Below are 17621 nucleotides of genomic sequence, written 5' to 3' on the forward strand. Positions count from 1 at the left end.
GCGGCCACCCATGAAACGCCAGCGGCACGTTCCGTCCGCTGCGATCTGAAGGAGGCCAGATGCGACGCTTTGCCTATCATGAACCCAAGACCCTTGAAGAGGCCTCGCGCCTCTTGGTCGACCTGGGCGAAAATGCCCATGTGCTGGCCGGTGGAACCGATCTTTTCGTCGAGATCCGCGAAAGGCTGCGAGATGTTTCCGATGTGGTGAACATCAAGAATATCCCCGGCATGAATGACATCACCTGGGATCCCAATGTCGGGCTCACCTTTGGTGCGCTGGTCACGGCGCGGCAGCTGGAAACCCTGCCGGGTGTTCAGCGCACCTATCCGAATTTCGCCGAGGCGCTGCGCCTGCTGGCCTCGATCCAGGTGCGCAACCGGGCGACCGTGGTCGGCAATCTCTGCCGCGCGTCGCCCTCGGCCGATACCATCCCGCCGCTGATCGCCGATGGCGCGATCATCCATATCTACACGCCGAAGGGGATGCGCCGGATGCCGCTGGCCGAGTTCTTTACCGGTCCCGGGCGCACCCGGCTGGAACGCGGCGATATCGCCACCGGGATCGTGATTCCGGCCCCGGCTCCCGACAGCGGGCGCATCTATCTCAAGCATGGCCGCCGCAAGGCGATGGAACTGGCCACGGTGGGTGTGGCGGTCAGCCTGGACCGCGATGGCGACACCTGCACCGATGCGCGGATCGCGCTTGGCGCGGTGGGGCCGACGGTCCTGCGCGCATCGGCGGCCGAGGCGCTGCTGAAAGGCCGGAAGATAACGGATGAGCTCATCGCGCAGGTGGGCGCGCAGGCGATGGCCGAATGCACCCCTATCAGCAACGTGCGCGCCAGCGCCGAGTACCGGCGCAGCATGGTGGGTGTCCTGACGCGCCGTGCCGTGAAGACTGCAATGGAGGCGACCCAATGAAACAGATCGTGGAACTGACCATCAACGGGGATCCCCAAAGCCTGGCCGTGGAAGGGCACCGTTCGCTGCTGGACACGCTGCGCGAAGAGGCGGGACTGACCGGAACGAAAAAGGGCTGCGACGTGGGCGATTGCGGCGCCTGTACGGTGATCGTCGACGGCGAACCGGTCAATGCCTGCCTGATGCTGGCGGTCGAGGCGCAGGGCCGCAATGTCGAGACCGTCGAGGGAATGCAGCAGAGCATCGACATCCTGCATCCGCTTCAGGATGCCTTCATGCGCCACGGCGCATCGCAATGCGGGTTCTGCACGCCGGGCATCCTGATGATGGCGCGCAAGCTGATCGAGGAAAACCCCGATCCCAGCGATGACGAGATCCGCTTTGGTCTCAGCGGCAATATCTGCCGCTGCACCGGCTACACCAAGATTTTCGACGCGGTCCGCAGCGCGGCCGCCGAGATCCGCGCGGTGCGCGCGCAGGAGGAAACGGTATGAACAAACCCGCGAACAACCTGAGAAATGCATTCAGCACGATCGGCAAGAGCGTCAAGCGCGAGGATGTGATCGAGAAGGTCACGGGCGAAGGGGCCTATGTCGCCGACCTGAAGCCGGTCGGGATGCTCTATGGCAAGATGAAACGCTCGGACGTGGCCCATGCCCGGATCAAACGCATCGACGTGAGCAAGGCGCTGGCCTACCCGGGCGTGAAGGCGGTTCTGACCCATGAGGACGTGCCGCGTGTGCTGCACTACGGCTCACCGCATCCGCGTTCCGTCTCTTGCACCAAGGATCAGTATATCCTGGACGACAAGGTTCGGTACTGGGGCGAGGGCGTGGCCGCGGTGGCCGCGATCAGCGAAGAGATCGCCGACGAGGCGCTGGACCTGATCGAGGTCGAATACGAGGAACTGCCCGGTGTTTTCACCCCCGAAGAGGCGATGAAACCGGGCGCGCCGCAGATCCACGAGGTGGGGCCGGGCGGCAACCTTGTGCTGGACCCGGTGCACGTGGAACGCGGCGATGTCGACAAGGGGTTCGCCGAGGCGGATTTTGTGCTTGAGGGCGAATTCTCCGGTGGTCGGCCCATGCCCGGCTACATGGAGCCCAATGTTTGCCTGGCCGATTGGGACGGGTCGGGCAAGCTGACTTTCTGGACCTCGACCCAAAGCTCTTTCATGGTGCGTGGCATCCTGGCCGAGGTTCTGGGGCTGCCCAGAACCAAAGTGCGGGTGCTGGTTGATCACATGGGGGGCGGCTTTGGCGCCAAGCAGGATTGCTTCCAGCATGAGTTCCTCTGCGCCTTGCTGGCGCGGGAGACGCGCAAGCCGGTGCGGATGGAATTCACGCGGCGTGAGACCTTCCTCGCCGGACGGTCGCGCCACCCGTTCAAGCTGTGGCTGAAACAGGGGTTTCGCAAGGACGGCACGATCACCGCGCGCGACATGCGGATCGTGTTCGACTCCGGGGCCTATGGGTCTCACAGCCCGGGGGTCACGACGGTGGGCACCAATTCGGCCACCTCGCTCTATCGTTGCGAAAACGTGCGGCTGGATGGGCGCGCGGTCTATACCAACACCCCGATAGCGGGCGCATTTCGCGGTTATGGCGTGGTGCAGACCTACTACGCCCTCGACATCCAGATGGACGAGGCGGCAGAGCGGCTGGGGATGGACCCGGCGGACCTGAAACTGAAAAACGCTGTGCGCGAGGGCGATATAGCGCCTTCTGGCCACGCGATCGTCGGGCATGGGTTGGAGGCCTGCATCGAGCATGGCACGCGGGTCTTTGACTGGAAGGGGTTGCGGCAAGGGGCGCGCTGCCCCGACCCGGCGGCGTCGCATGTCCGCAAGGGCTGGGGTCTGGGCTGTGAAATGCACGGCTCCTCTGCCTATCCCGGCATCAAGGAACAGGGCAATGCCCTCATCAAGGTGAACGAAGACGGCTCGGTGACGTTGATGACCGGCGCGGCGGGCCTGGGCACGGGCGCCCATACCGCGCTTGCGCAGATCGCGGCGGAAGAGCTGAACATGCCCTTTGAAAGCGTCTCGGTCGTGCATGGCGATACCGACGCCGTGCCCTGGGACATCGGTGCCTTTGCCAGCCACACCACTTACCTGGTGGGCAGCGCCACTCGGATGGCCGCCGCCGAGGCGCGCGCCGGTATCCTGAGACGTGCCGCTGAAAAGCTTCAGACCACGGCCGATGCGCTGGACATGGTCGACGGCCGGATCTTCCTGCGTGCCAGTCCTGACAGCGGCCTCACCGTGGCCGAGGCTATGGGGCCGACCCCAGGGATCCCATCCGCCAATATCCTGGGGCGGGGGACGTATGAACCGACCAAGTCCTATTCCTTTGCAGCGCATTTCGTCGAGGTGACGGTGGACACGGAAACCGGCCTGGTGACGGTGGACAGGGTGGTCCCGGTTCACGACGTCGGCAAGGTGATCCACCCGATCGCTGCTGCCGGCCAGATCGAGGGCGGCATCCAGCAGGGCATCGGTCACACCCTGACCGAGGATTACATCATCGACACGCAAACCGGTCGATCCCTGAATGCGGGGCTGGTGGATTACAAGATGCCGCTGTCGATGGACATGCCCGATATCGACACCGTGATCCTGGAGGCGGCCCCCGATCCCGGCGGCCCCTGGGGCGCCAAGGGGGTCGGCGAAGACCCGATCATCGCCATCGGACCGGCCATCGCCAACGCGATTCACGACGCGATCGGGGTGCGGTTCCATCACTACCCGATCACCCCCGAAGACATTCTGAATGCCCTCAACGAGAAGGAGCGCCAATCATGATGAACGTTCACGAAATCCCCAAGGACAAGCTGCCGATCACCATTCTCACCGGCTTTCTGGGATCGGGCAAGACGACGCTGCTCAACTACATCCTGACCGAGAAACATGGCTATCGCATCGCCGTGATCGAGAACGAATTCGGCGAGGTCGATGTGGACAGCGACCTGGTGCTGGCCTCGGACGAAGAGATCTACCAGATGCAGAACGGCTGCATCTGCTGTTTTGTCGACGTCCGAAACGACCTGATCGACGTGATGAAAAAGCTGCTGGCCCAGAAGGACAAGTTCGATCACATCATCGTCGAAACCTCTGGCCTGGCCGACCCGACGCCGGTGGCGACCGCCTTTTTCGCCGATCGCAGCGTCGCGGACGAGGTCAATCTCGATGCAATTGTGACTCTGGTGGATGCCAAGCACATCGACCAGCACCTGTACGATCCGGTGCTGGACGGGCGCGACAACCAGGCGGTGGATCAGATCGTGGCGGCGGACCGGATCATCGTCAACAAGGTGGACCTGGCCAACGAGACCGGACTGGCCAAGCTGGAAGGCGACCTGCGCGGGCTGAACCAGACAGCCGAGATCCTGCGCTCGGAGTTCGGGGTGGTGGACCTGGACAACATCCTGAACGTCAACGGGTTCCAGCCGTCCTACGTCAAGGAACGGGCGGAGATCCTGCAGATCGACATGACGGCCGAGAGTGACCATGAACACCACCATCACCATCATCACGGCCACCTCCACGATGAAACGGTGTCCTCTATCAGCCTGACCTTCGAGCAACCTTTTGTCCTGGACAAGCTGCATGCGGTGCTGACCGCCTACCTCGATGAAAAAGGGCCGGCTATCTTTCGCACCAAGGGTATCCTGTCGATGGCTGGTGACGACCGTTTCTATGTCTTGCAGGCGGTGCACCAGCTCTTTGACCTGCGCCCGGATCACCCCTGGCAAGATGACCAGCGCCGCTCCAAGATCGTGTTCATCGGGCGCGATCTGGACCGTGACGAGATCGAACGAAAACTCTCTTCCTGCCTGGTAGACTAACCCCTCCTCCTCTTGGTCCCGGGTAGGGAAGCGGCCCGCGCGATCCGCGCGCGGGCCGCTTTGGCATTTCATTATAGATAATAAAAACAATTACTTATCTAAATTTTCCTGTTGACCTTGGATGGTCGCGGGCGTAGTCTGGGACAAGAGTAGAAGCGCAGCCAATTGCTCACCAACCCATTGAGAGGTGAGGCTGCGATGTCGAAACTCCCCACTTTCCCGATCCGGATTGGCCCCAAGGGGACCATCCCCCGCACAGCGTCCTTCGGGCCGTTCGCGGGCGGGACTGGCATTGCATCCAGGCACCTCGTTCCAGGAGGTTCCTCATGATTATCGACCTGAGTTGCTATCCGACGGATCTCGTCGATCTGGCCTGGCGCCACGACGGCGAGCCCTTCACCGGAGAGCGGCTGCTGAAGATGATGGACGGCCCGTTCTATGTGAACGGCAAACCCCGTCGCGTCGACAAGGCATTCATCCAGCCGCCGCAGGGCAACACGATCTACACGCACGGCATCCACGAAAAGGAAGGCAAGGCCGCGATCCGGGAATACATGGGCTATACCGAAAAGATGGTCTGTGAACATCCGGACCGTTTCATCGGCTGCTTCGTGTACAACCCGCGCTACGGCACCCAGAACGGCGCCGAGGAAATCGAACGCTACGTCAAGGAGTTCGATTTCAAGATGGTGCAGCTGCAGGCCAACATGCATGCCTATCGCCCTGACCGGGCGCTGGACTGGCTGCGCCCGGCGATGCGCGTCTGCGCGGACCTCGGCATCATGGTCAAGGTGCACACCGGCGACGGGCCCTATTCGATCCCGACGGAATTCATCCCGATTATCCGGGAATTCCCGGAGGTGAACTTTATCCTGGCGCATTTCGGTGTGCAGACCGGTGGTGTCTACACGTTCGAGCCGTTCCAGATGGCGATGGACGAACCCAATGTCTACGCCGAAAGCGGCTGGTGTCTGCAGTCGCGGATCGTCGAATTCGCCAAGGAACTGCCCAAGCACAAGATCCTGTTCGGCACCGACACGCCGCCCAACGAACCGGGCATGTGGATCAACCTGCTGGAGGTGCTGTGCCACGAGCCGCCGCAGGGCCTGAACCTCGATGAGGACACGCTCGAGGATTACCTGGGCAACAACACCGCTCGGATGATCGGGCTGGAGCCGACCGCGCCGCCGAAAACCGTGGCCGAGGCAGAGGCCTATCTGCGGGACAACGGCGTCGTGCTGGAACCGGCAGAATAAGCCGCCCAAAGACTTTCCGAAGGAGACCAAGATGATTATCGACACCCATCTTCATCCGACCAACCTGGTGGACGAGGCGTGGCGCCATACGGGCGAACCCTTCACCGGCGAGCGGATGCTGAAAATGATGGACGGCCCCTACATGATCAACGGCAAGCCGCGCCGGATCGACATGGGGTTCATCCAGCCGCCGCCGGGCAATACCGGCTATCGCGATGGCAACCGCATGGGCCGCGAAGGCATTCGCGACTACATGGCCTATTGCGCGGAGCTGTGCCAGAAATACCCGGACCGCTTTATCGGGAATTTCAACTACAACCCGCGCTGGGGCCCGGAGAACGGCGCCAAGGAGATCGAATTCCACCACAAGGAATACGGTTTCAAGATGATCAAGCTGCACGCCAACATGCACGGTTACCGGCCTGACCGGGCGCTGGAATGGCTGCGTCCGGCGATGGAGATGTGCGCCAAGTACAACATCGTGGTGCTGATCCATACCGGCGACGGACCCTACACGATCCCGACGATGTTCTACCCGATCATCCGTGAATTCCCGATGGTCAACTTCATCATCGGCCATTTCGGCATCCAGACCGGCGGCAACTACAGCTTCGAGGCGTTCTGGATGGCGATGGACACGCCCAATGTCTATTGCGAAAGCGGGTGGTGTTTCCAGTCGCGGATCGTCGAGTTCGCCCAGCAGTTGCCCAAGGACAAGATCGTCTTCGGCACTGACAGCCCGCCCAACGATCCGGGCATGTGGCTGCGTGAGCTTGAGGTGCTGTGCCACGAGCCGCCGCACGGGATGAACCTGTCCGAGGACGATCTCGAAGGCTACCTTGGCAACAATATCGCCAAGCTGGTGGGGATCGACACCACGCCGCCGCCGCGCGATGCGAAGGACGCACAGGCCCGCCTGACGGATACCTATGCGGGCGTCGACCGCGCGACCGGCAAATTGCTGGAACCGGTCTGATCCTGACCTGACGGCGCCGGGTGTCCGGCGCCGTCTTGGACACTTTCACCCTATTTCACGATCTTGCCGACCCGGGGGACGTTCGCCATGCTCATGACCAAAACCGAAAGCCATCACCCGCAGGATGTGCGTCATTTCCTGGCCGGCTACTGCGCCGAACATCCCGGGGACGTGATAGAGATCGACAGCCCGGTCTCGGACGACCAGGACGCCACGGCGCTGATCTGGGCGCTGGCGGGGCAGGGGCGGCAGCCGCTCTTGCGGCTCAACAAGGTGGCACATCTGGATGCGCCGGTGCTGTGCAATGTCTTCGGGTCGCGGCAGCGGATTGCCCGTCTGTTCGACACGGACGAACCCGGGTTGCACGCGGCCTACCAGAAACGCTCCCGCGCCGCTATGCCGTCGAAAACGGTCGATGACGGGCCGGTGCTGGAGCGGGTCATCTCTGGCGCGGACGTGGACCTGAACCTGCTGCCGATGCTGAAGCACTTCGAGACCGACCGGACCAAATACATCACGTCGGGCATCATCCTGGGCGAGGACCCGGATAGCGGGATCGGCAATCTGTCCTATCACCGCGCGATGATCCATTCGAAAAATCAGCTCGCGACCTCGCTGCATTCGCGTGGCCACCTGTGGCGGCTGCTGAACATGTCGAAGGAACTTGGCAAACCCATGCCGGTGGCGATGATCATCGGCGGCCATCCCCTGTTCATGCTGGCGGCTTCTGCCCGCCTGGCTTTCGAAGAGGATGAGCGCGACATCGCCGGCGGTCTAATGGGCGCCCCCCTCGAGGTGGTGGAAACACCGAAATACGGTATCCGGGTTCCGGCCCATGCCGAAATCGTTCTGGAAGGTGTGATCGACCACGAGGCCACGGTCGAGGAAGGGCCGTTCGGTGAATTCACCGGCTATTCCTCGGACCGGTCGACCAATAACCTCTTCACCGTCGAAACAATCCTGCGCCGCGAGTCGCCGATCCTGGTCAGCGTGGCGGGCGGCAATTCCGCCGAGCACCTGAATCTGGGCCGCATCCCGCGCGAGGCGGAGATGGTCGAAAAGCTGAAGGCCCGTTTCCCCTCGGTGACGGCGGTGCATTACCCCGCTTCGGGGACGCATTTTCACGCTTACGTGGCAATGAACCAGAGCCGCGAAGGCGAGGCCCGGCAGGTCATGCTGGGGCTCTTGGGCTGGGACCAGTACCTGAAGAACGTGATCGTGGTGGATGCGGACGTGGACATCACCCGCGACGAGGAAGTGTTGTGGGCGGTGTCCAGCCATTTCCAGCCGCACCGGGACGTGGTGATCGTGGAGGGCCTGCCGGGCAACGCGCTGGACCCGTCGGCAAGCGGCATCGGAACCACCTCGCGCATGGGGCTGGACGCGACGCGCGGCCCCGATTTCCACGGCACCCGCGCCCGGATCAGCGCCGAGGCGCAAGCGCGCGCCGCTGCACTTTTGCAGGAACTGGGCGCGTAATCCGCCAGGGCAGGAAAGGGAACCGGACATGACACAGCCAAGGCGGATGATCGTCGGAATCTCCGGGGCCTCCGGGGTGATCTACGGCAAGCGGATGCTCGAGGTGCTGCGCGCGCTGGAAATCGAAACGCACCTGGTCATGTCCAACGCCGCGCGCATCACGATGGCGCAGGAATGCGATTTCACTGCCGCGGATCTAGAGGCGCTGGCCGATCACACCCATTCCAACAAGGACATCGGCGCCGGGTGCTCCTCGGGGTCCTTTCGAACGATGGGAATGATCGTCGCGCCCTGTTCGGTCAAGACGATGGCCGAAATCGCCAATGGCACAACATCGAACCTCTTGTCGCGTGCGGCGGACGTGGTGCTGAAGGAACGGCGCCGGCTGGTCCTGATGCTGCGCGAGACGCCTTTGCACCTGGGTCACCTCCGCAACATGTCGGCGGTGACAGAGATGGGGGCGATCATCTATCCGCCGGTGCCGGCCTTCTACACCCGGCCGCAGAGCCTGGAGGAGATGGTCGATCACACGGTCGGGCGGGTTCTGGACCTGTTTGATCTGGATGCCGGTACGGTCAAGCGCTGGACGGGCACCAAGCCGGCCAGCGCCTAACCGCGCGCGGGCTGGGGCCGTCCGAGCCCTGCGTTTGCCTGGTTCCGCCGGATCACGAGGTAAACGCCGGCAATGACCAGGATCGAACCCAGCCCGGAGAGGGCGGAAATCGTCTCGCCAAAGAACAGCCACGCCTGCAACATCGCCAGCGGCGGCACCAGGTAGAAATAGCTGGTGACGCGTGCAACCTGGTCCCGGCGGATCATCACCATCAACAGGCTGATCGCGAGGACCGATATCCCAAGGACCAGCCAGGTCATCGTCAATACCAGTGGCCATGTCAGTGTGACGTGCCGGGTCTCGAACAACAGCATGAGCGGCAGCGTGGCCAGCAGCGCACCGATGTACTGCACCGTCGTTCCAGCCAGGACCGGCACATCGCCGCCCAGACGCTTTTGCAGCACGGTCCCCAGCGAGATGCCAAGCAGGGCCAGGACGGTTGCGGCCAGCCCGATGCTGTCCAGTCCGCCGTGCCCTGGCAAGGCCCCGGCGCCGGAGATGACCAGCAGGATCCCCGCGAACCCCAGGACAAGTCCGGTGAGTGCTGAGCGTTCCAAGCCTTCGCCCAGCCAGAACCACCCCAGCAGCGCGGTGAGGATCGGTTGCATCCCGACGATGATCGCGACCAGACCGGCGGGTATCCCCTGGGAGATGGCGTAGAACACGCCGGCGAGGTAGGCGCCGTGGATCAGCACACCGATCAGCAGTTGGGACGGGATGTCATGGACTGCCAGCAGACGTTTGCGCCAAAGCAGCAATCCGAACGAGAAGAGCACAAGCACGAGCGCGTAGCGAACGACCAGCAGGAAGAAAGGCTCCATATAGGGCAGGCCGAATTTCGCGCCGATGAAACCCGTGCTCCAGATCAGCACGAAAATGAAGGGAATGAGGCGTGTCAGTCGTGGCATGGGTCGTCGTTCGTTTGCTGGGCCCAGGGTGGGGCTTCTCGGTTTCGCAGGTGCTGGCGGGGGAAACGAAAGTCCCGGCCGGTGATCCGGCCGGGACTCTGGGTTGGCTGGATTGCGCGTTACTTGGATTCGCGCGGCAAGCTCCACGGGAAGAAGTAGCGTTGCGTCTGGGCGATGATCTGGAACAGTGTCAGAGACATCAGCACCAGGATGCCCAGCCCGGCCCAGGCCTGCGGGATCTTGAACAGCGAGGTCGAGAACTGGATGAAATAGCCAATTCCCTTCTCCGCGGCCACGAACTCTGCCACCACCGCGCCGATCACCGAGAGCGTCACCGAGATCTTCAGCCCCGAGAAGATGTAGGGGATCGCATAGGGAATGCGGATCTGGGTGAACTCGCGGATGGCCGGGGCCTTCAGCGAATGGCTGAGTTCGATCAGTTCATCCGGTGTCGCCTTCATCCCGGTGGTCATCGACACGACCAGCGGAAAGAACGAGATCATGAAGGTGATCAGCACCCGCGACACGTCGCCCGACCCCATCGTGACGATGATGATGGGCGCCACCGCGACGATCGGCGTCGACTGGATCACAACCAGCAGCGGATAGATACCGCTGGAGACCAGCTTGAACCGCGTCAGCGCTATTGCCAGCGGCAATGACACGACGATGGCCGTCAGGAAGCCCAGCATGGCGACCCGCAGGGTCGCCCAGGCATGGGCGAGCCAGCGCGAAACGGTCACCGCATCGAACCCTTCAAGGATACGGCTGGGCGCCGGCAGCAGGAAGGTCGGGATGGTAAAGACCCGGGTCGAGGTTTCCCACAGCACGAGGATGATCAGGAAAGTCAGCCCGGGCAGCAGCCCGGGAACACGGTTTACGCGTGTCAGTGTTGCAGTCATGTCAGGCCACCTTTTTGGTCATCAGGATGTCGCGCAGGTGGGATACAAGGTCCTGCATCTCGCTCAGTCGCATCGAGTCTCCGGTGCGTGGTCGTGGCGCAGGGACCCTCAGGTCCTCTGCGACATGGGCGCCGGGGCCGTGGCTCATCACGATGATCCGGTCGGCCAGCAGGACGGCTTCGACGATGGAATGGGTGATGAACATCACGGTCTTGCGATGTTCCTGCCAGATGTTCTGCAACTCGTAGCCCATTTCCTCGCGGGTCAGGGCATCGAGGGCCGAGAACGGTTCGTCCATCAGCAGGATATCGGGGTTGTGCAGCAGGGCCCGCGCAATCCCGACCCGCTGCTGCATGCCGCCCGACAATCGTCCCGGACGGCGGTTTTCCAAGGAGGCCAGGCCGACCAGCTTCAGCAGTTCATGTGCTCGCTCTCGCTGTTCCTGCGTAACGCGGCCGAACTTGTGCTTCATCGGGAAAACCACGTTGTCCTCGAGCGTCGCCCAGGGCAGCAGGGTCGGCTTCTGGAACACGATGCCGATGTCGTCGCGCGGCTCGACCACGTTTTCCCCGTGGACAGAGACTGTGCCGGCGCTTGGTTTGAGAAGGCCCGCCACGATGCGCATCAGCGTTGACTTGCCACAGCCAGACGGTCCGAGCACGGCGATGAACTCGTGATCGTTGATGGCCAGGTTGACGTGTTGCAGAGCAATCAGCTCACCAGCCCGGGTGTCGAAGGTCATTTCGACATCGGTAAACTGGATGGCCGGAGTGACATTTGTATTCACGGCCATGATCAGTTCCCCGGCATGAAGCTGCGGTCGACGATGTCTTCGGGATCAAGCGCGTCCAGATCCATTCCCTGGGCTGCGGCGACGCGCTCCCAGGTGGCTTTCAGGCGGACGGGGTCAAAGGCACCCAGACCGTCCCGTTCGGTCACATCGTTGAAGATCAGCCCAAGCGCGTCTTGCAGCGAGCCAAGCGCAGTTGCGTGGTCCAGTTCCGGAACTGCATCGGTCACGGCCTTCGCGGCGTCATCGGGATTGGCCCGCATGTATTCCACGGATTCCAGCAGGGCGCCGACAAAACGCCGGGCCACGTCAGGGCGTTCTTCCAGGAACTTGTCCGATGCGACGATCGCGCCCGAATACATCACCAGGCCGGCATCGGCCCAGGGCAGGACGATCATCTCGCGGCCGGCATCCTGGGCCTGTTGCGAATACCGGGTCACATCGGTGATCCAGGAAATCACCGCATCTGTCCTGCCGGTGACAAGCATCGGGTTCAGCGCGCCGGGATCCGATTTGGTCAGCGTGATGTCATCCATCGTCAGATCGTTGTCGTGCAGCACCAGCGGCAGGTAGACGTTCGACGAGGTAAAGGGCGAGGTCACGACATCCTTGCCCTTCACGTCCGCGAAGCTTTCGATGCCATTGCCTTTCAAGGTGAAGAAGGCATGCGGTCCTTCGTTGTAGTAGGACATGACTGCGGTCACCGGCAGTTTTTCGGTAACGCGGGCCGCCATCAGGGCACCGATGTCCGCATTGCCGATGTCCGAACTGCCGGTGGCAAGCTTGGTCAGCGACTCCGACGAACCGCGCCCAGTTTCCAGTGACAGTTCCAACCCGGCCTTTTCGCAAAAACCACGTTCAAGGCAGACGAAGATGGCTGCCTTGTCGCCGCCGGGCAACCAGTCCATCTGAAACGTGACCTTGTCGGCGGCTTGGGCAAACGCCGCACTTCCCAAAATGAACGCGGTGGCTGTTGTTATTACCTTCATGAGTCTTCCTCCCTGTCGCGGTCCGCAGCGAGTACGAACCGGCGATCTCCTTGAGCCGATTTGAAACAGTTCGCCCAGAGGGATTGCCGAGCAGTAGCGATGGTTACCCTATTCAACACGTCTGCCCCGGGTGAACTGCACGAATACTGAGCAATTACCAAAGTCCCAGGGGGCCAAGTTCGCTTCTACTCTGGGACGGAGACTAGCACGTAATGTTCAATTCAGGAAGGAAAGTTTTAGCATTGTCAACAATAGTTCCACTGAGGGGCAGGGGATGCTTCCAGCGCGCTGCGCATAAGTCGACGCAAATGTTGAGAAATTCACGGTGGCCTTTGACCATCGCGAAATCCGGCCAAAGATGGTCCAAATCCCGCAAGAACAGCGGGGGAGGGGGGCAAGAGGCAATGTCCTCGTCGCCGCCGCGCAGGGATCGCGACCCGCAGAGGAATCACTCCGCCGCCACCCGGTACCTTGCGACTCTTTCCCGAGATCCTTGGGGAAGATGTTTCGTTCCTTGGTCAGCCGCGAGGCCTGCCGACGGTCCAGCCTCCGACCACACCGGAACCATGTCGCTTCGGAACCCCGGGAGCCCACGTTCAGGCAGCGAAGCGGTCTTGCTCAAGTGGTCGACGATGCCTCAACGCGGGGATCGGCGCGCTCGGGAAAGCCAATATTCCCAGCAGAAATACGCAAAGATCGCTTTGGCCACCTGCTTCCGCGAACCATCTCTCTGAAGACAGTGTCGAACCTTGCGAACAGAGAGCATGATCACAGCATCTAGGGTCTACTGCCCCCGCAGAGTGCCACTAGGCGTCGCCACAGCCAGAAATGCAAACGGCCTCGGGTACTCCCCGAGGCCGTTTCTTTGTCATCTCAGCCAAAATGATCTTGTGAGTCGGTTAGGTCATGTCCCGTGGCACGCCACATGTGGCGTGCCACGCAACATTACACACAGGCCGCAAAATTAACCTTAGAAATCAATGTGTGTGAGTTTTGATGCCGCATCAATTTGCTCCAAAAATTCAGAAAGAATGACCGCAACTGTGCCGTAATGTCCCGCGCTGCGGAGCCACAAGCTCCGCAGCTACACATTGCACTCAAGCAGTGATGAAACGCTGCGAGCTACGCAGCCTCGGATTTTGACAGGACACTTTGAACCAACGCCTCAAGGGCCTTTATATGCGCGCGAGACGGGCCTGTTACGTCTAGAGTGGCGACAACCAGGTTCTCATTCGCATCTGCATGCGCAATAGCATAGCAGGTCCGGATTGGATCGGGCGGCAAATCGCCGTGATGTGGGTAGAGCAGCATTACGTTCGGACACTGATAGAGTTGGCTGTAAGCCATCAACTGGTACACATCAGCCTGACTGACACCCTGCTTCGGGTCGTCAATGCGAGGTGACATCCGTTTCCACTTGGTGTCGATGACAAGCACTGTCCGATCGCCTCGGCGAATGACGAGGTCCGGCTTAGTCCGAAAGCGCCCTGTACTCTCTTCGAACAAGCAGTCTCGGTGGCCGCCTTGCGCTGAGACACGGTACCCGCCTCCTGACAGGCCCTTGGTCAGCAATTTGGCAACGTATTGCTCGAACAGCGCATTCATTTCGAACAAAAGCGCATGACCGTCGATGGCGCCTGCGCTCGTCTGTTGATGCCTGTCGGTGAGAAGCAACCGAGCGAACGATAGGAGTTCGTTCCAACGCTGGTTTGTCCGATCCAAAGTGATCTGATCCCAACGCAGCGCGTCGACAGGAACCCGGGTCACGTCCGAATACGCAAATTCAATTTCGCGCAAAAGCCGCTGATTGTCGGCAGCCTGAGCCAGCCGCTGCAATCGGGAAACAGCCGCGCGCATAACTTGGTTCAGCGGGATGTCGAACGACAGTTCATCATAACTGCAGGCAAGCCTTTGCGGTGAAACCGCATGACGTGAAAACTGCCGAGTGATGTCGAGCCGCCCACGGAGCGCAGAAAGGTCATCGGCATGTTCCAAGTATCGACGCGGCAACCCCATGCGCACCGCCTCCAGAAGGCGCGTGCAGAAAAGTCGGATAAGCAGTTCCAGGACAGTGTCTTTTTGCCAACCAAGCTGCGTCATGGCACCGGTGTCGATCCGCAAATCATGGACGACTGCCAACATATGTATCAGTCGGCGGCGGAGCGCATCGTCAGTGGCGTCATGCTCCCCAAGGCCTTCTATCTTGGGAAGGATCTCTAACTGACACCCGGGCGCGGCGATTACGCCCACCACCCCCCGTGCACGCAAAGCCTTGCGACCGTGTTCAAGAACACCTTCTCCACCGCCCCCGGCAAATGCGGAACGCGCTGCGACCGCGGCGATGCGATCGGCCTCTGCCTGTGGGATGGTCGCCTCGTCATCACCATAGCCGATGCGCTGCCACTCACGGAGCGTGCGGCGGATCATGACCCAAGCAATCTGGAGTAATCAAAGCCCTCCGCAGTGCTGCGGACAGCCCATCGGAAGCGAGGCATTGCTTCGCCGTTGTCGAGCCCTGGCGGTGCTTTCAAAACCGAGCGTTTGAGGAAACCGCCGTCGATGGTCCCTTCATGCGTCTCCAGATCCCCCAGGACTGCAGCGATCTTGGCCCAATCTTCGAAGAAGTATTCGGCCAGAAGAGGAATAACCTTGTGGCGCATCACCTCGTCCACGTCAGCTAGCGTCTGGCAACCGGTAAAGTAGGCATGCCCTATCTGGTGATCGCGATCATAGAGATACTCTACCCGCTCGTTGATCGTCGTTAGAAGGAGCGCCAAGTCGATCCCGGTGCGGGCCCCGGCATCGTCAAGATGCTTCCCATCGGGCATGAGCTCACGAAAGGTGAAGCGTCGTCGGAGTGCCGTATCGAGCAGAGCAATAGAGCGGTCTGCGGTGTTCATCGTGCCAACGATATGCAGGTTCGACGGAACACCAAAGTCATCCCCGGAATACGGCAGACTCACCTTGATCTCGTTCGGTTGGCCAAGTCGCTTATCCGGCTCGAGCAGCGTGATCAGCTCTCCAAAAACCTTCGAAATATTCGCGCGGTTGATTTCGTCGATGATCAGGACGAAGGGCTCGGGCTCCGACGGGCCATCGCTTTGCTGGCTGTTCATGTAGCGCTCGAGGGCAGGTACATTTAGCTCGACAACATTGAGCTTGTAAATCGGCTGCTGCTGAAAATTCTTGGCATAAATCTCGTTTACTGAAACTCCATCTCGATCGTTCCAGAGCCAACGAACGGCACGACGATGAGCATAGCCACCTTCCGTGCGAGGAGAAAACTCATACCCACCCGTAAACACTCCGATGGCTCGAAAACGCAAGTTACCTTTGGAAACGATGACGATGTCGCCTTCATTTACCTCATTTCTGAACGTGAAGGGCGCCTGCACCTCGCCATTTCTCGGCCCGATATTTGCATGGCGATCGTCGAGATTCCTGCAAGCTTGCATAATAGCTTGGCGGTTCGCAAACTTTTCGCCAGACCAGTCTATATCTTCGTAGCCCAGCAGGGTGTAATTGCCTTGAATAGCCTCCTCGAAAAGGTGCGCATCTTCAGGATTGTTCGCTTCGCCGATCGACATCTTGAAAACCTGGCGGTCGCCAAGACGCACAGCCTCCTCTGCTGACGAATGCCCCCGACTGGTCTCAGCCCGTTTCGCAATGCGACGGAAAATGCCCGGAACGGTTTCCAGCCTGAACCCAGCCGTTGAAGTATCGCCACCCTCATCCGTCCCGGTCATGGGCTGCCGCCCTTCGACGAACTCTTCATATGCCATGGACTGATGGAAGGTGACAAACTCGATCCGCCCCGCAGCCAACAAACCTTGGTAAGTGACCATGAGATCGTCACGGTCTTCTGGCAACGGCTCTCCACACAGACGGACGGATTCGGCCATTGTGCTGAACGTTTTCCCGGTGCCTGGCGGTCCGTAGAGGATCAGCGTTTGCGCCACTGTGCTTGCTGAAGATCGCATATCATTCCCTTGACTGCCCAGCCGGGGCTCAAGCTCGAAAGTGAACTCTGTTGTCGCGCTTCTGGATGGCCCCTTGATTGTCGGGGCGGATACACGGGCCAGAGACCGGAATTTCTCTCCCTCCAGGGCCTGACAGACGTTTGCCCAATTTCTCTCAAGACCACACAGATCATGCAGATCGCCCGCTCGAATGGTGACGCTAGGCAGCCCAGCCTCCCGAGATGGCTCAATGAAGTAGTTGAGAGCAACGAGCCTAGCACGCTCCGCGCCGCGCATCAGGTGCGCATACTCGTCAGGCAGCGGTAGAGGCTGATCATCCTTGTCGACAATGACGAATCCAGCCTTGTGCAATTGGGCAGCCGCATCTGACGACTGGCTCCATCCGCCATTCAAATTCTTGGAGGTCTTCCCAATCAGAAAGCCCACAATTGGTTTGGTTGGATAGGTTCTCTGTGATCGCGACTTGGTTGACCTGACCCAATACTTTGTAGGCTCTTTGAACGCGGAAAATGCGGCTTCGAACTCAGAGTTTTCACGCAGATCAAAGGCGTCCATAGCGGCTTCGATTTTCTCGCGCGACAGGCGGTCTGCAGCAGCCTCCGTATCCAGTTCGCCGGGCGCGGGCTGCTTGCCCTCCCAGAAAGCGTGGTAGAGCTGAAGAGCCTGCCGTATGCTGGCCAGACCAGTTCTCAGCACGCCATCGATTGGAACGGGCGACGGATTGGGCCGTTTTTCACGCTCATCCTCAGAGCTGTAAGCAAACTGCTCGAGGATTTGCTCCTTGTCTTGTGAGGAGAAGAGTTCATCCAGATCTCCCAAATACCTCTCAACCCGCTTGGCACTGCTAACCCGGGAAGATGCTGCTTGAGGCGACTGGCCTTGCTCGCCAAGCCAAGTCTTGAATTCAATTTCTCTCAACAACTCATCCCATAGTCGAATTCTTGCTTTCAATGACCTGC

14 protein-coding genes are annotated in these 17621 nt (G+C 60.8%); 8 read left to right on the top strand and 6 right to left on the bottom strand.

The window, feature by feature from the left end; genetic code table 11:
* The first annotated feature begins 59 nt into the window (after positions 1-59).
* The 8 genes from G9Q80_RS01290 to G9Q80_RS01325 all read left to right on the top strand — a co-directional run bounded on the left by G9Q80_RS01290 (position 60) and on the right by G9Q80_RS01325 (position 9093).
* Positions 60-923 carry an FAD binding domain-containing protein gene (locus tag G9Q80_RS01290; protein ID WP_088716311.1) on the top strand — a complete coding sequence of 288 codons (864 nt, stop codon included), beginning with the start codon at positions 60-62 and terminating at the stop codon, positions 921-923.
* Entirely contained in the window at positions 920-1417 is a 498-nt protein-coding gene (locus G9Q80_RS01295) for a (2Fe-2S)-binding protein (RefSeq protein ID WP_088716312.1), read from the top strand. Before G9Q80_RS01290 ends, G9Q80_RS01295 begins: the two co-directional genes overlap by 4 nt.
* Entirely contained in the window at positions 1414-3726 is a 2313-nt protein-coding gene (locus tag G9Q80_RS01300) for a xanthine dehydrogenase family protein molybdopterin-binding subunit (RefSeq protein ID WP_088716313.1), read from the top strand. The genes G9Q80_RS01295 and G9Q80_RS01300 overlap by 4 nt, the downstream gene beginning before the upstream one ends.
* On the top strand, positions 3723-4769 hold the full coding sequence (locus tag G9Q80_RS01305) for a CobW family GTP-binding protein (protein ID WP_223306262.1): 1047 nt from the start codon (positions 3723-3725) through the stop codon (positions 4767-4769). Before G9Q80_RS01300 ends, G9Q80_RS01305 begins: the two co-directional genes overlap by 4 nt.
* A 326-nt stretch (positions 4770-5095) precedes the next feature.
* On the top strand, positions 5096-6025 hold the full coding sequence (locus tag G9Q80_RS01310) for an amidohydrolase family protein (RefSeq protein ID WP_069208062.1): 930 nt from the start codon (positions 5096-5098) through the stop codon (positions 6023-6025).
* A 31-nt stretch (positions 6026-6056) separates the two neighbouring features.
* The gene (locus G9Q80_RS01315) at positions 6057-7001 is read left to right on the top strand and encodes an amidohydrolase family protein (RefSeq protein ID WP_043144679.1); all 945 of its coding nucleotides are present in this window, start codon (positions 6057-6059) and stop codon (positions 6999-7001) included.
* A gap of 93 nt (positions 7002-7094) precedes the next feature.
* Entirely contained in the window at positions 7095-8480 is a 1386-nt protein-coding gene (locus G9Q80_RS01320; protein WP_052244692.1) for a UbiD family decarboxylase, read from the top strand.
* Positions 8481-8508: 28 nt separating this feature from the next.
* Positions 8509-9093: a UbiX family flavin prenyltransferase gene (locus tag G9Q80_RS01325; RefSeq protein WP_043144677.1), complete on the top strand. Its 585-nt coding sequence runs from the start codon at positions 8509-8511 to the stop codon at positions 9091-9093.
* Here G9Q80_RS01325 and G9Q80_RS01330 read toward each other — a convergent pair.
* From G9Q80_RS01330 to G9Q80_RS01355, 6 genes are all read right to left on the bottom strand, one after another.
* Positions 9090-10001, bottom strand: a complete 912-nt coding sequence (locus G9Q80_RS01330; protein WP_088716314.1) for a DMT family transporter — start codon at positions 9999-10001, stop codon at positions 9090-9092. The two genes, G9Q80_RS01325 and G9Q80_RS01330, sit on opposite strands and share 4 nt — an antisense overlap.
* A gap of 119 nt (positions 10002-10120) precedes the next feature.
* A complete protein-coding gene (locus G9Q80_RS01335) occupies positions 10121-10903 on the bottom strand; it encodes an ABC transporter permease (protein WP_069208065.1) in 783 nt (260 codons plus the stop codon).
* A gap of 1 nt (position 10904) precedes the next feature.
* Positions 10905-11696, bottom strand: a complete 792-nt coding sequence (locus tag G9Q80_RS01340; protein ID WP_043144674.1) for an ABC transporter ATP-binding protein — start codon at positions 11694-11696, stop codon at positions 10905-10907.
* A gap of 2 nt (positions 11697-11698) precedes the next feature.
* Positions 11699-12682, bottom strand: a complete 984-nt coding sequence (locus G9Q80_RS01345; protein WP_088716315.1) for an ABC transporter substrate-binding protein — start codon at positions 12680-12682, stop codon at positions 11699-11701.
* Between the two features lie 1122 nt (positions 12683-13804).
* A complete protein-coding gene (locus G9Q80_RS01350) occupies positions 13805-15109 on the bottom strand; it encodes an McrC family protein (RefSeq protein WP_088716316.1) in 1305 nt (434 codons plus the stop codon).
* Positions 15106-17613 (bottom strand): DUF8426 domain-containing protein, encoded by a 2508-nt coding sequence (locus tag G9Q80_RS01355; RefSeq protein WP_246870441.1) that lies wholly within the window; start codon positions 17611-17613, stop codon positions 15106-15108. Before G9Q80_RS01355 ends, G9Q80_RS01350 begins: the two co-directional genes overlap by 4 nt.
* Between the last annotated feature and the right edge of the window lie 8 nt (positions 17614-17621).

It is taken from the genome of Mameliella sp. LZ-28 (assembly GCF_012274245.1).
GTDB lineage: Bacteria > Pseudomonadota > Alphaproteobacteria > Rhodobacterales > Rhodobacteraceae > Antarctobacter > Antarctobacter albus.